The following is a 15,241-nucleotide window of genomic DNA, read 5'->3' on the forward strand; positions in this document are numbered from 1 at the left end:
GGTTCTCACTGCTGATTCACTCCATCCATGCTCATGGAGGCGGACCTGCCAGAAGACGTTGAAGCGCTCCGTGCGTTCGCCCTCGAGCAGTCTCGCAAGCTGGCCGATGTGATGGTCGCCAAGGGTGAGTCCGACGCAGAGATCGAGCGGCTTCAGTCGATCATTGATGCGTTCGTGCGGCACCGGTTTGGCCGCAAGTCCGAGCAACTCGATCCCGACCAACTCGAACTCTGCCTGGAAGATATCGAGACAGCGCTCGGCAAGGCCCGCGCCGTCAGCGAGGCGGTGGTCACGAAGGCCGGCGGTGAGCGGCCCCGCAAGGCCAACCGCGGCTCGCTGCCAGCGCATCTGGATCGGATCGAGCAGGTCATCGACGTCGAGGATAAGTCCTGCACCTGCTGTGGCGGCGCGCTCCACCAGATCGGTGAGGACGTGGCCGAGCGTCTCGACGTCGTGCCGACCACCTTCCGCGTGCTGGTCACCCGCCGTCCGCGCTATGGCTGCCGCTCGTGCGAGAGCGCGATCGTCCAGGCACCGGCCCCGGCGCGAATCGTCGAGGGCGGCATCCCCACCGAGGCGCTGATCGCGCAGGTCCTGGTCGCCAAGTATGCCGATCACCTGCCCTTATACCGCCAGGCCCAGATCTACGCGCGGGAAGGCATCCAACTCGACCGATCCACCCTGGCGGACTGGGTTGGCCGGGCCGCCTGGTACCTGCGCCCCTTGCGCGATCACATCCTCGAGCGATTGCGACGATCCGAGCGGCTGTTCGCCGACGAGACCACGGCGCCGGTGCTCGATCCCGGCCGCGGGCGGACGAAGACGGGCCAGCTCTGGGCCTATGCCCGGGACGATCGACCGTGGGGCAGCGAAGATCCGCCGATGGTGGCCTATGTCTATGCCGCTGACCGCAAAGGTGAGCGGGCCGAAGCCCATCTCGGTGACTTCGCCGGCATCCTGCAGGTCGATGGCTTTGGCGGCTATGCCGCTCTGGCCAGGCGCCGGCAGCAGGTGAGCCTGGCCTTCTGCTGGTCGCACGTGCGGCGTAAATTCTACGAGCTGGCCGACAACTCGCCGGTCGCGGCCGAGGTGCTACGCCGGATCGCCATGCTCTACGCGATCGAGGACGAGGTTCGCGGCACCTCGGCGGAGCAGCGCCGCGCCGTGCGCGCCGAACGGGCCCGCGCCATCGTCGATGACCTGCACGTCTATCTTGAGGCGCGGCTCCGGCAGGTCAGTGCCAAGAGCAAGCTCGCCGATGCCATCCGCTACGCGCTGACCCGCTGGGCCGGGCTGTCACTGTTCCTCGACGACGGCCGCGTCGAGCTGGATTCCAACACCGTCGAGCGGTCGATCAGGCCGCTGGCCCTCAATCGCAAGAATGCCCTGTTCGCAGGTTCAGACGAAGGCGGCGACAACTGGGCGGTCATCGCCACGCTGATCGAGAACTGCAAGATCTCCGGCATCAACCCGCACGCCTGGCTGACAGACACCTTGGCCAAGCTGGCCAGCGGTCATCCAGCGAACGCCGTCGGCGAACTTATGCCATGGACGGCCGTGGCCTGAGGACACCGCTTACGATGGCGGGTCCGCTCGCGTCGTTTCACCTGCCAATCTCGGGTGTCATGCCGCGCCTGGCTCGCTGCTAGCCGGTGGCGTGCTGCTGTCACCCGGCCGAGCGCTTGCCGGCTCGCTGGTAGCGCGCTCGCCAGTGCCCTGCCGCTCGCCTGAAAAGAAGGCGGCACCGCGCCTGCGCCACACCTCTTTCGTCGCGCGATCGCTGGTACCGGCAGCCGCAAGAAGCGCGCCGGCGAGTTCTTCTGATGCGAGGCTGTCGGCACCTGTCGCGATGACCAGCTCGCCGAGCTGGCTCTGCCGGCGCGATTTGAGTTGCCGCGCTTTCTGCTCGAGTGCCTTGAGCTCCGAATCGTAGTCACGGGGTTTGCGCATCTGTCCGGCTCCTTGTAGTGGGTGGCGGACTGACCAGTTATCGTCGCTCTCGATCAGCGGCAATGTCGTGAAATCTCCTGAGATTTCGTATTCCCGAGGTTGATGAAATCTTTCGAGGGCGCGCTTATACGTCGTGCCGACGTCGCTTTTGAAGTGTAAGTGGATGGCCGTCATGGCGATCTACCACTTCTCGGCCAAAGTCATTTCCCGCGCTTCCGGCTCGTCCGCCGTGGCCGCGGCCGCCTACCGCTCGGCCTCAAGGCTGCACGACCAGCGCCTCGACCGTGCCCACAATTTCTCCAACAAAGCGGGCGTCGTGCACTCCGAAGTCATGCTGCCCGACGGCGCGCCTGAGCGCTGGCAGGATCGCGAGCAGCTATGGAACGATATCGAGGCCGTCGAAGTGCGCAAGGACGCGCAGCTGGCGCGCGAGATCGAGTTCGCGCTTCCGCGCGAGCTGGACCAGACCCAAGGCATCCGCCTGGCGCGCAACTTCGCGGCTCGTGAGTTCGTGGCGCGCGGCATGGTCGCCGATCTCAACGTGCACTGGGATATCGGCGAGGATGGGCTCCCCAAACCCCACGCGCATGTGATGCTGGGACTGCGGCAAGTCACCGACGAGGGCTTCGGCCCCAAAGTGCGCGAGTGGAACAAGACCGAGCTGCTCACCCACTGGCGCGAGGCCTGGGCCGAACACGTCAACGCGCGCCTGGCCGAGCTCGACATTGATGCCCGGGTCGATCACCGATCCTTGGAAGCGCAGGGCATCGAACTCGAGCCGCAGCACAAGATCGGCCCGGCGGCTGCGCGCATGGCGGGGCAAGGGCTGGAGAGCGAGCGGCTCGAAGAGCATCTCGCGATCGCCCGCGCCAACGGCGAGCGGATCCTCGCCAAGCCTACGATCGCACTGGATGCGATCACCCAGCAGCAAGCGACTTTCACCACCCGTGATCTTGCCAGGTTTGTGCATCGGCACAGCGAGGGCAAGGATCAGTTCGATCAGGTTCTGGCAGCTGTCCGAGCCTCACCCGAGCTGGTCTCGCTGGGCAAGGATGGCAGAGGCGAAGACCGCTTCACCTCGCGCGGCATGATCGAAACCGAGCGGCGGCTGGAGAGTGCGACCATACGGCTCGATGCCGCGCGCAACCATGGTGTCGACGAGCGCCACATCGAGCGCGCGCTGGCGCGCGCTCAATCCAGAGATATGGTACTTTCGCCCGAGCAGCGCGGTGCCTTGGAGCATGTCACCAGCAGCCGCGGTCTCACCAGCGTCGTCGGCTACGCCGGCACCGGTAAGAGCGCGATGCTGGGCATCGCGCGCGAGGCCTGGGAGCAGGCCGGCTACGACGTGCGGGGGCTCGCGTTGTCTGGCATCGCTGCCGAGAACCTCGAGAGCGGTTCGGGCATCGTCAGTCGCACGATCGCCAGCATGGAGCATCAGTGGGGGCAGCAGCGTGAGCTGCTGACCGACAAAAGCGTGCTCGTTATCGACGAGGCAGGCATGATCGGCACGCGCCAGATGGAGCGCGTGCTCGCCGAAGCCGAGAAGCGGCACGCCAAGGTGGTGCTGGTCGGTGATCCCGAGCAGTTGCAGGCGATCGAAGCGGGCGCAGCCTTCCGCTCGATCGCCGAGCGCCATGGCGCCATCGAGATCACCCAAGTGCGCCGTCAGCGTGAGGACTGGCAGCGCGATGCAACGCGGCACCTGGCGACAGGACGCACCGGCGAGGCGCTGGCTGCGTATGAGCAGGCGGGGCATGTCCATGCGGCAGGCACCCGAGACGCTGCACGCACCAATCTGATCGCGCGCTGGGACACGGACCGTCAGGCAAACCCCAATGCAAGCCGCATCATCCTCACCCATACCAACGACGAAGTGCAGGCGCTGAATGGGGCGGCGCGAGCGCGGCTGCGTGCCGCCAATCAGCTGGGCAAGGAGGTGACGCTCGGCGTCGAACGTGGCAGTCGCGACTTTGCTGCGGGCGACAGGGTCATGTTCCTGAAGAACGAGCGCAGCCTGGGTGTGAAGAACGGCTCGCTGGGTACCATCCGCTCCGTCAGTCCGATCAGCATGGCGGTGATGCTCGACGATGGCCGCGCCGTCGCCTTCGATCTCAAGGACTACAATCAGATTGACCACGGCTACGCCGCGACGATCCACAAGGCGCAAGGCATGACCGTCGACAAGGTCCATGTGCTCGCCACGCCCGGCCTCGATCGGCATGGCGCTTACGTAGTGCTCTCGCGTCATCGTGACAGCGTCGACCTGCACTACGGTGCCGACGACTTTGCCGACCGCGACCGGCTCGTGCGCACCCTCGGCCGCGACCGCGGCAAGGACATGGTGGCGGACTACACACAGGACAGTGCAGATCGCCGGCAGGTCCAGACGCCGGCAATGGCGGCAGAACGGACGAGGCCTGTTGCGACACGCGATCCGTTCGCCGGCCTCGACCTGCGGCCCGTGCACCCGCCGCCGGCGCGAGACAGGGCTGTCGCACCAACCCGGCCCCTGTCGCCGGGACCACGCGCCGCAGAGCCGGTCAGCTTGAGCACAGCCGTCCAGCGGTTTGCACGCGCCACTGCCGACATCATGCGCATGCGCAAGGATGGCTATACCGAGCTTGCCCACCAGACCATCGCCTTCCAGAAGGCGGCTGCGCAACTCGATGCCGCTCGCCCCGATGCCGCCCGCGATCTTCGCGCAGCGTTCGCACGCGATGGCGAGCTGGTCTCCGAGGCAGCCGCAGGCCGGACCAGCGCCGCCATCCGCGCCATGGCGCTGGAAGCGGAACTACGCGCCACTCCAGAAAAGCGCGCCGACCGCTTCGTCAAGGACTGGCAGAAGCTGGAAAGAGCGCACCAGGCGATGCGTAATGCCGGTGATCACAAAGGCCAAAGCGTGATCGAGAAGCAGATGACGGGCATGGCCAAGAGCATCGAGCGCGATGCTCAGGCCGAGTCGCTGGTCAGGAAGCGGCTTCCGCGTCTCGGGATCGAGGTCGGTACCGGCGTATCGTTGTCTCAGGATATCCAGCGATGGATCGGCCTCTCGCGTGGGCGTGGGATAGGACTGTAACATCGCGTCTATGGCACCTGACACCGCGCCACCCGTCGACACCAGCCTTGCCGCCCATGCTTTCAGCGAGCTGCGCGGCGAAGTCAGCTTGCTGCGCCGCGCCGTCGAGCGCACGTCGCAGCCCGACTATGCACCGAGCCTGGAAGCCATCAGCATACGTCTCGAGCACGTCGTCACCTGGGCCCAAAAGGTTTCCGAGCGCCCCGGGATCAAGCTGTCGCCCAAGGATCTGGAGCGCGAAATCGCGGAGGCAGCGGCAAGCCGGCACGATTCGGATCGGCAGGCGCTGGAGCTCGCGCGTAGCGCCATGAAGGCAACCAGCGACAGGATAGACGCGATCGTCGCACGATCGCGATCTGCCAGCGAGCAGGACGAGGAGTTGCGCTACAACCGCATAGCCTTCGCGGTCGCAGGTATGGTGCTGTGGGCGATCCTGCCTGGTGCACTTGCGCGATCGCTTCCGGTCAGCTGGGCCGCGCCCGAGCGGATCGCCGCAAGAATGCTAGGCACGAACATGTGGGATGCCGGCCAGAACATGATGGCCAAGGCTGACCCGCAGCGATGGAACCGGATCGTCGCGCACGAGCGGGAGAGGGCAGGCAGGATCAAGCGGTAAGTCTCCGCGCATCATTCCACTTCGTCTGGGTCCATCAAAATGACCCTTGCCGAGTGCACCTACTGGTGGATCCGAATGACCGGGTTGTTGGACGATCCGGAAGGGCCGCTTACGAGCGCCGGCGGGCGAAAGCAGCCCTTCGTTCATCCGGGCGGGTGAACGTCGGCTAATGCGGACGAACCGGAACGTCTCCTTTCAAGAGTGCCAATTGGGATAGCGGACGTTTCGACCGGCGAGCCGGCGTCTCAGCAACGCGCCCCCATCCCGGTCATTCGAGCCGCCCTGGCCAATTCCAAGAGCGGACACTCGGTCGGAGCGCCCACTACGGCTACAATGTTGGTCGGCGATTGAAATAAGCGCATCTTCATTCGGCTGCCTAAAAACCTAGGCTAGTCGGGTGCTGAGCGCATCTCGTTGGGGCAGTGATTATGCAAACGCTTTCATACTGGAAACGGCTTTTTAGCAATTCTTACACGCTGGAGTGCAGCGATATCCTGCTGGTTGGCAGGGATTTTGAAGGCTCCATTGTCTCCGGCCCTGGCCGGATTGAAAACGACGGTTCCTCAAGCATCCGTTTCTCAATGTACGGGACCGCGGCTGACGGCGGCGCGGCTTGGCGTAAGATGATTTCGGCGCGCGAGAATCCCTATGATGCGCTTGAACAGTTCGGCCTCTTTGCCACCGACTACGAAGGCAATGAATGGGCTGGCGGTTATACTGCCGTCGATTTCTTCACCGACCACAAGCATGGCTGGCCGCTCGCCGGAGAATTGCAGGGGCTAAGCACGAAAGTCACCGGCCCCTGGGTGGCGAAGGACAGCAGCGTAGAGTTGCTGTTCTTGCCCCCTTTCCATTTGCCCATGAACGAATGGATGATGACGACAACGACTCGCGGCGATGAAGAGCTTGGCGGGAGCCGGGGACCGGGACGGCAGGTGATCGACGTCCTCGGCACCCGGGTCGTCTTCGCCAATGACCTGTCCGAGGATGGATTGTGGCTGACCGCCGATACAAGCGATCAGCTCCGCCACCCCGATGCCGAAGGCTGGCTGTCAGAGCCGCTGCGTATCCTGATGGGCGCAATCGTTTATCCCCGGCTCACCGCGCGGAACTTCGGCGACGGTTCGGCCTTCGTAACCCTGCTGCCCGCGCCACGGCAGGTGACGCCTTCGCCGTTCGGCCTGATGCAGCCAATGGGCCTCGACCGCACGCACGATGAGCGTTTTTGGCAGCTCTATGCCGACATCCTGTCGATGGTGGCCGCCGGGGACGATACGGCAGACATGCAAAATCACGAGGTGACGCGGCTTTATGAAGAACTCTGGCAGGCACAACGCGGCTCGCGGTGGGGCATCCTGCTCACACTCGCCAGCACGGTCGAGGCACTGGCAAAATCGCTTATGAGCGAGGGCGACAGGCGCTCGGAGTTTTCTGATGATACCCTGAAAGCCATGGAAAAGCACCTTCGCGCCTGGGACGGTGACGCTGCGCTTCGCGGGCGCATGTTATCCAATCTGGGGTTTGTAAAACAGCACAGCCCACTCGCATTCCTCCGTACTCTGGCCAAAGCCGGAACGGTCAATCCGGCCCATGTAGATACGTGGCAGAAGCTCCGCAACTCGGTCATGCACGGCGAAATGGCTGCGCCGTGGTCCACGGCGGAAGGCGACCAGCACGTGCATGAACTGATCGCCCTTGTGCATGACCTGACCAGGGCGCGGATTGCTAGGGGCTGAGCGCCCGCCGCTGCGCGCGCACAAGAAGCGCAGGTTTACGCGGAAATGCCCAAGTTTATGGGAAAACTGACGTGTTCAGGTTTTTTCGCATGCACTTCGAAGTGCTATATCAGCGTGTATCGCCATCGTTTAGTAAATGAAGAGATTTGAGCACCTGCCTTGGCAAGAAACAGAGACGATTTTTCACAGAAGACAGTTCTCCAGATCGCGAAACGCGCGGGCTGGCTTTGTTCGTATCCGACGTGCCGCACGCTAACAGTTGGCGCGACGGCGGATGGCGACGGTGAAATCAATATCGGCACAGCAGCCCATATTTGCGCCGCTGCGCCCGGTGGCCCCCGCTATGACGAGAAGATGACGCCCGAACAGCGTTCGTCGGCGAAAAACGGCATCTGGATGTGCCGAGACCACGGCAAGGCCATTGATTCAGACGTGAGGGCATTCACCGTTGACCTCCTGCGTCAATGGAAAAGGCAGGCGGAAGAGGACTCCTGGCGGCGCGTATTGCGGAATGAAGCGCCGCCCGCCTCAGCAGCGCAACCCGATGGCGATCTGTATGTGCGTCTACGGGACGCCGCCGCAACCGATCTCGCCGTGTTCCGCAATACGGCAAAATGGCCTGCCACACCGGTTCCGCTCAGGCTCGAAGTGGATGGGCTCGGCGAACCTGCAACGACAAACGCAATCGCGCGTGCGGTCGTGTCATTGGACGATTTAGTCCTCGTCGCGCCACCCGGCATGGGAAAAACGACGACACTCTTCCAGATCGCCGACGCCATGCTGGCGGACGGCAGCGGTACGCCGCTCATCGTGCCGCTCGGGGATTGGGCGACGGAAGACGCAACCGTTCTCAGCTCGATCCTTAAACGTCCTGCATTCAAAGGCATTTCGGAAGACGATTTCCGCGCGGCGGCAAGCCAGCCCGGCATCGTAGTGTTGCTGGATGGCTGGAACGAACTGGACGCGGAGGCACGCAAGCGCGCGCGCGTGCAGGTCGAGACCCTCAAGGCGGAATTGCCGGAACTCGGGCTCATCGTCTCGACGCGTAGGCAAGCGCTTGACGTGCCGTTCGCTGGAACGCGCGTCGATCTCTTGCCGCTCAGCGAGGAACAGCAAATGCAGATCGCCGTCGCCCTGCGCGGCGATGCGGGGGCTAAGATCGTGGATCAGGCTTGGCGCACAACGGGCGTGCGCGAACTTGTCACGATACCGCTTTACCTGTCGGCCTTGCTTTCGCTTCCCGAGAATGTGTCGTTTCCGACGACGAAAGAGGAAGTATTGCGGCATTTCGTGACCGCTCATGAGAAGGAAGCCAGCCGTGCAGAGGCGTTGCATGGCGTGGCGAAAGGTTTTCAGGAAGACTTTCTCGACAGCCTTGCTGTTTTTGCCTCGCAAACGGCAAATACTGCCATTGCGGACAGCAACGCGCGGCGGTCGATCTCTGAAACGGGCGCGCTGCTCGTCCAGAACGGGCAATTGACTTTGAGTTCTCAGCCCGATCCCGGTGACGTGCTGGAAGTGCTGGTCAACAGCCATGTGCTCATGCGGGCCGGTGATACGCCCGGCGTTTCATTCCAGCACCAGCAGTTGCAGGAATGGTATGCCTCGCATGCGGTTGAACGCCGGATCATCAGCGAAGTGGATGATCCCAAGGGTCGCGAAGCGCTGAAATCGGAAATCTTCAATCTCCCGGCATGGGAGGAATCTATCCTCTTTGCGGTGGAGCGCATGGCGCGGGGAACAGAACCCGGGAACGCTGCCTGTGGAAAGGCAATCCTCGCCGCTTTCGAGGTCGATCCGATGCTCGCCGCCGAAATGATCTACCGCGCGACGGATGAAGTCTGGGACTCCATCGCGGCGACGATCCAGGAACGTGTCAGCCATTGGCACACACCCGGCAAATGCGACCGCGCCTTCCGCTTCATGATGAATTCAGGGCGTCCGGAATTCCTTGATCGCATCTGGCCGCTCATCACGCATGAAAACGATCAGGTAAGCCTCAAGGCGCTCCGCAATTGCAGGCGCTTTCGACCCTCCTTGCTGGTGCCAGATGCGGAAAAGCGCATCAAGGCTTTGCCGCCGCAGGCGCGCGCGGTTCTCCTGCATGAAATGGCGTTTCACAGCGGCATGGACGGCCTCGACCTCGCAACGGCGGTTGCGAAGGACGATCCCGATCCGGAGGTACAGGCTTCCGTCGTTGACGCGCTTTCATTCCGCCGCGCCGACCGCCACATCGCCGAACTGCTGCAAGGCGCAAAAGACGCAACCTTCAACTTGGTAGCGCGAAAAAGCCTTGTGGACGAAGTGGACGACGAGGCTGTGCAGCAGGGGATCACCGCTGCGCGCAAGCGGTACGAAGAAAGCGGCATGTCAACTTATGATCGGCTGCACTCGATCATTTTCGCCAGTGATATCCAAGACAGGAGCGCCGAACTCGCCACTATTATCAGCGATATGGAGATCAAGGACAGGCAAGATGCGGCGGTACGCCTCATTTATGAGGCGCGGAACCGGTATCCGCAGGCCGTAGTCGAGGGCTTGCTGGCGCGGGTGCGCGCGAACCGCGAGCTATTCTATGGGGCGGATGATATTCTCGCCAGCGCCGGTTTCGGCCTTGAAAACGATGATCTCCTCCGGCTCGCGCTGGCGGAATCCCCCCGTCTGGATGACCAGGCGGAAGCTGCTGCCTCCGTTCTCGGCCGCCAATCTGTGGGGCGCATGATCGATACGCTCTTGGATGCGGCGACACGGCTGCGCGATGCGGACGGCAAGTATAATCAGACGGCTGCGGACCGGTATCACTGCATCCAATCGCGTATTGCGCACGTGCCGGGCGCAAGCCTAGTCGCAGCCGCGCAGGCGCGTTCCGCAGAAGCAGACAATGCGCAGATAGAGCGACTAGCCGAATTGCTGTCACGTCATCCCGACGAGGCCGACCGGGGTCGTCCTTTCGATGCGGAAAGCCTTGCTGCTATCCGTGCGCTCATCGAAAACTGGGGCAATCGCCTTTTGGCGTCCGGCGATGCGGAGCGGCGGCATATTGCGAGCGTCGCTACGCTTGCACGCCGTGCGCCCCATGTAAGTTTGCTTCCTCTCTTAAAGCGGATGCTGGATGAAAATCTCCGCCGCTACCGCGCTTTCCGGGAAGAAGCCGCTGCCGAAGGCTGGCAACAAGGCAAAGCAAGAGACGAGGCGAGTTGGCCCATGATGCACGAATATATGCGTGCGTTCATGGCCATAAAGTCGCCGGAAACGACCGCGTTGATGTGTGAATATCTCGCCGATCCGCACTTCGGCGAACTCGCGGCATGCGTTCTCGCGGAGCATTGGAAGGCCGTAAACGAACCGCCGCCGGACAAACGCGTCTTTGGCGGACATGATTTTAGCGGCGTGGCGGAAAAGCGTGCGGCCCAAGCCGTTGATCCCGCTGCGACATCGGACGCGGCGGAAGCCATTTTCTCTGTCATAGAAACGCTTATCGCGGATGGCGCAACAGATGACCAGAAGCAGCTTGCGGCCGAACTCGGTATCGTGGCTGTACGTTTGCCGCACGGCCAGCGCGACGCCATCATTGAGAAGCTTATCTCTCTGACACCCCGTCGCACGCGTTCCAAATTGCTGTTCAATTTGGTTCTGTCCGGCGCGGAAATCGACAGCAAGCTCGTCATCGATGGTATCGCCGAAACACTTGAGGCTGCAAGAATCCATCCATGGATGCTCATGGACAACCAAGACTATGAATTGCGGGAATGGTTGAGATTATTACCCTTTACCAATCAACCCGCTGTAGCACTCGATATTGTACAGGACATGCCGGCCGCACAGCGGGAGCCGCGCTTTCTAGAGGGAATGATTGACGCCTTCGCCGTGACGCCTTCGGCGGGTGGCGAAGAAGCCTTGTTTGAACTCGCCGAAAAAGATCCACGATTCTACGAAAACTATCAATGGCGGGCGGCCGCGCTCAAGCTGGGCACCGCCTCATCCGCGCATCGTTTCGTTGAACTGACAGCGAAGGGCGCTTTCGACACCAAGTCAGTCGATGGCTGGCGGTTGTCGCGTGAACTCGGCGCACTGATCGCCAAACATCCGGATGTGCGCAAGCAGGTCTATGATTTACTGAAGGATAATGCCTGCTCCCCCGCCCATGCACTTCTGGCAAGGGCCGTTTCTGAAAACCCCGACTGCGAAGGCTTGCTGCTCCTGGTCGATGTTGGAGGGCAAACGCAGCGGCCCATGTTAGATTGGCACACGATTGAAACCGTTGTCACGAAACGCGTGCCGGTGGAGAGCTGGAGCAACGCCTACAACGTGGTGCCGGTGCCCGCCGCCGAACTGCGACAAGCATTGCTCGCACGAACGGTCGATAGCGGGCCTGCGGATGCCGCCGCGCGTTGCCTTACTGCCATTGACACCATACGGGATGAGCGCGGCGTACCCGTTTCGGAGCCGCGTCATCCCGATCTTGAGTCCGGTAAATCGTGGCCAATTATGACGCCCGATCCTGACGCAACGGCAGATTAGAGTTCACGCCCCTTTTGAGATCAGCGTGGCCGCGCGCAGCACTTGCAATCGGACCACGATAAAATAGCCCAATCTGATCTGAGGTATGGCCCGAATCGCATGCTTAACGAACGGCCGCATCCGACGAGCCGATTTGAAGGTTTGTATGGCAGTTATGTCGGCGGGATCAGGTGGCAGTTCCACGCGGCAAGATCACCTGTCGCAGCGACTGCAACGTCGGCGTGCTACCTCGAATGCGCTAGTAATTTGGCAACGGCGCGATCCCGAGAAAGTGGAGCATGCGGTCGGGCGCGACGAAATTAATCCCTGTCCCCCGGTTGCGATTGGCCGAGCCGACGAGGCGGTCAAAAGCGACCGCTTTGTCACCTTGCCGGGACGCACCGCTCCACACGACGTCTTGAACATATCGCGTGCAAAAACCAGCGAGGATGTCGGCGATCTGGATTCCAATCGACTCATGGGAGCGCAGGAATTTCAGCTCCGCCGCCTCCCAAAATTCGAAGTCGGCGGTTTTCAAGGGGAGCTTCAGACCGAGTTCGGCAAAGGATTCGGCAATCTGCTTGTTTTGCTGGAAAATGTCTCCGAACTGCAGCTGCTCGTCATGGAAGAGGGTCACGCCCGACATGCGTTTAGCCCTGTGGTGGTTGATGCGGGCATAGATGTTGGTGAAGGATGTCAGATTGGGAAGCACCCATAGCAGCTTGCCGACCGGGTTGGCGTCGGGGACTGGCAGCGCTCGCTCCACAGCCCTCGCCTTGGGCAATTTGCGATAGTCTTTCAGGCTGTCCTGGGCAAAGCGGACGATCCCTTGCGCGACCTCTTGAGGCGGATAAGGACTTTCCTGAGCCCATCGGATGATCGCTTTGTAGAGCTCCCTGATCGCTGCGTGGTCCCGGCTTTGGCAGCAGGCGGTGAAGGCATGCGCCAGATCGGGAGGCGCATAGAGGGCCATGTAATCCGCCATGACGCCCTTTATCCAAAGCGTTTTGGGCTCTACATCGCACTCTCCCACGTAGGGTACGACCATCCGCTCGATGATGTTCGCGACGACGAAATAATGCTTGTCCACTAGCTCGATAAAGATCGGGCAACTGCGTGCCATCAGCAGGTCTAGGAGCTCGAGCATGAAGGGCGGCTTGTCATAGGCGTGCTTGGCCTTGACCTCCGGTGCCTGGATGCGGTGCGCGGCCTTGATGGCTCCAAACTGACGGATGAGATCGTCATCGAGATCGGTTCCGAACGCTGCCAGGCCGAACATGCGCTGCTCAACGAAATAGGAGTCAATCTTGACGTTGCTCAAGTCGCCCGTGTTGCCACTTTCATCGAGATAATAGTCTGATGGGGGTTGCATCGGTCTTAAGTCAGTCCTCTTTTGCTCATCGGCAATCTGTATGCAGACGGTCGCCTAACTCCAATATTGGTTCCATTTAGGGGCTCGCGAATTGAAATGAACGATCGGTAGGCTTCAAGGAGCACTTTGGGCCCTTTGAACGACCGCAATGTTGGCGGCAGTGGACATGGCGTCGGTGCATGCCGGAAGTGGCGGCTCCCGACCGAGGCTGTGTAAAAACGCGTGGATGTGCTACGGTCTTGCCTGATTTTCGGGAGGCTTTGGATGGGCCGTTTCGTTCAAGGGGAAGACCGCCGGCTGGCCTTTCTGCTGCCTGCCTCACTTGATGATTACGTGTCCGAGGACAACCCGGTCCAAGTGGTCGAGGCCTTTATCGATGAGCTCGATTTCCATGGGTCGGGTTTTGCCGGAGCGACGCCTGCCGAGACTGGCCGCCCGGCGTATCATCCTTCGACGATGCTCAAGATCTACCTTTACGGCTACCTAAACAGGATCCAGTCGAGCAGGCGGCTGGAGCGCGAGGCCCAGCGCAATATCGAATTGATGTGGCTGACCGGACGATTGGCGCCGGACTTCAAGACGATCGCCAACTTTCGACGGGACAATGGTGACGCAATCCGGGCGGTCTGCAGCCAGTTTGTGGTGCTGTGCCGACAGCTAAGTCTTTTCGGACAGGCGACCGTTGCAGTCGACGGAAGCAAATTCAAAGCGGTGAACAACCGGGATCGGAATTACACACAACACAAAGCGGCCAAGCGGATCGAGCAGGTCGAGGGCAGCATCGAACGCTACCTTGCGGCCCTCGATCGTGCCGATCGCGAAGCCAGCGACGTACCGCAAGCGCGAGTTGACCAGATCAGGGAAAAGATCGCGGGCTTGCGCGGTCAGATGCAGTTCCTCAAGGACATGGCCGCACAGGTCGAAGCCGCGCCCGATCATCAGGTTTCGCTGACCGATCCAGATGCCAGGTCCATGAACAGCAGTGGTCGCGGCACTGGGATCGTCGGCTACAACCTGCAGGCAGCGGTGGATGCTGAACACCACCTCATCGTCGCGCATGAGGTGGTGAATGAGGGCAATGACCGAGCCCAGCTCGCGCCGATGGGGCGGCAGGCGCTAGCGGCCATCGATGCACCCGAGATCACCGTCCTGGCAGATCGCGGCTACATGAACGGCGAACAGGTGCTGGAATGCGAAGGCACCGGGATTTTGCCCTGCGTGCCCAGAACCGACACGTCCGGCAAAGCCCAGCGCGGTTTATTCACCAAGGCCGACTTCGTATACGACGCCGACCAGGACCGATATACCTGCCCAGCCGGGGAATATCTGACCAAGGCAACCCGCGTTCGGACCACCATGGCGACATCGACAACTATCGCAACCTGAGCGCATGTCAGAGCTGCGTTTTGCGATCTCGCTGTACCACTGAATACGTGAAGCGCGTCAAACGATGGAAGCATGAGGGGGTCATCGATGCGATGCAAAAGCGGCTGGACCTGTTACCCAACGCCATGGGCATCCGTCGCCGGACAGTCGAGCATGTCTTTGGCACGCTCAAATCCTGGATGGGCAGTACCCACTTCCTGACCAAGACGCTCGAAAATGTCAGAACCGAGATGAGTTTGTGCGTGCTGGCCTATAATATGAAGCGGATGATCCAGATCATGGGTATTCAGCCACTCATTGCCGCGATCCGCACCTGATCGAAAGGCGCCCCTTAAACGACAATCGTCCACAGCCTGTAGCCCCGCTAAGATCCGGCCCCCCCCTTTTGCGCGTTTTTACACAGCCTCGACCAGAAGACGCCGTTCGCAGGTCGGGTTTTCAACGGCACCTTCTGCCAGAACCTCCCGCTCGGCCGGCGTGAAACCGTCTGATAGCGATGACCTATCACAACTCCTCACGGGCGCGGATCGAAGTCGAAGGTGAAAAACCAAGGCCGCGCTTGCTCGACGTGCTGGCGGTCTAACCTCTCTCCACCGCGCCTT

7 protein-coding genes and 1 pseudogene are annotated in these 15,241 nt (G+C 61.7%); 6 read left to right on the forward strand and 2 right to left on the reverse strand.

Going from position 1 to position 15,241, the window contains the following annotated elements:
• Nucleotides 1–27 precede the first annotated feature (27 nt).
• The gene (gene tnpC, locus GGR39_RS03835) at nucleotides 28–1,566 is read left to right on the forward strand and encodes an IS66 family transposase (protein WP_183615976.1); all 1,539 of its coding nucleotides are present in this window, start codon (nucleotides 28–30) and stop codon (nucleotides 1,564–1,566) included.
• Nucleotides 1,567–1,623: 57 nt separating this feature from the next.
• On the opposite strand, the gene GGR39_RS03840 is transcribed toward tnpC, so the two are convergent.
• Nucleotides 1,624–2,124 carry a conjugal transfer protein TraD gene (locus tag GGR39_RS03840; RefSeq protein ID WP_425490578.1) on the reverse strand — a complete coding sequence of 167 codons (501 nt, stop codon included), beginning with the start codon at nucleotides 2,122–2,124 and terminating at the stop codon, nucleotides 1,624–1,626.
• Between GGR39_RS03840 and traA the strand changes: the two genes are divergently transcribed.
• The 4 genes from traA to GGR39_RS03860 all read left to right on the forward strand — a co-directional run bounded on the left by traA (nucleotide 2,123) and on the right by GGR39_RS03860 (nucleotide 11,902).
• A complete protein-coding gene (gene traA / locus GGR39_RS03845; protein ID WP_183615977.1) occupies nucleotides 2,123–5,029 on the forward strand; it encodes a Ti-type conjugative transfer relaxase TraA in 2,907 nt (968 codons plus the stop codon). The genes GGR39_RS03840 and traA overlap by 2 nt on opposite strands.
• A gap of 10 nt (nucleotides 5,030–5,039) precedes the next feature.
• Complete coding sequence (locus GGR39_RS03850; RefSeq protein WP_183615978.1) at nucleotides 5,040–5,645, forward strand: DUF6118 family protein; 606 nt, start codon at nucleotides 5,040–5,042, stop codon at nucleotides 5,643–5,645.
• A 428-nt stretch (nucleotides 5,646–6,073) separates the two neighbouring features.
• Nucleotides 6,074–7,381 carry a hypothetical protein gene (locus GGR39_RS03855; RefSeq protein ID WP_246388296.1) on the forward strand — a complete coding sequence of 436 codons (1,308 nt, stop codon included), beginning with the start codon at nucleotides 6,074–6,076 and terminating at the stop codon, nucleotides 7,379–7,381.
• Nucleotides 7,382–7,540: 159 nt separating this feature from the next.
• A complete protein-coding gene (locus tag GGR39_RS03860) occupies nucleotides 7,541–11,902 on the forward strand; it encodes an NACHT domain-containing protein (protein ID WP_183615979.1) in 4,362 nt (1,453 codons plus the stop codon).
• A 238-nt stretch (nucleotides 11,903–12,140) separates the two neighbouring features.
• Here the strand turns inward: GGR39_RS03860 and GGR39_RS03865 are convergent, their stop codons facing one another.
• Nucleotides 12,141–13,253, reverse strand: a complete 1,113-nt coding sequence (locus GGR39_RS03865; protein ID WP_183615980.1) for a DUF3800 domain-containing protein — start codon at nucleotides 13,251–13,253, stop codon at nucleotides 12,141–12,143.
• Nucleotides 13,254–13,517: 264 nt separating this feature from the next.
• On the opposite strand from GGR39_RS03865, the pseudogene GGR39_RS03870 reads away from it, so the two are divergent.
• Nucleotides 13,518–14,956 (forward strand): annotated as a pseudogene (locus tag GGR39_RS03870) (IS1182 family transposase).
• Nucleotides 14,957–15,241 lie beyond the last annotated feature (285 nt).

It is taken from the genome of Novosphingobium fluoreni, from assembly GCF_014196615.1.
Classification (GTDB): Bacteria; Pseudomonadota; Alphaproteobacteria; order Sphingomonadales; family Sphingomonadaceae; genus Novosphingobium; species Novosphingobium fluoreni.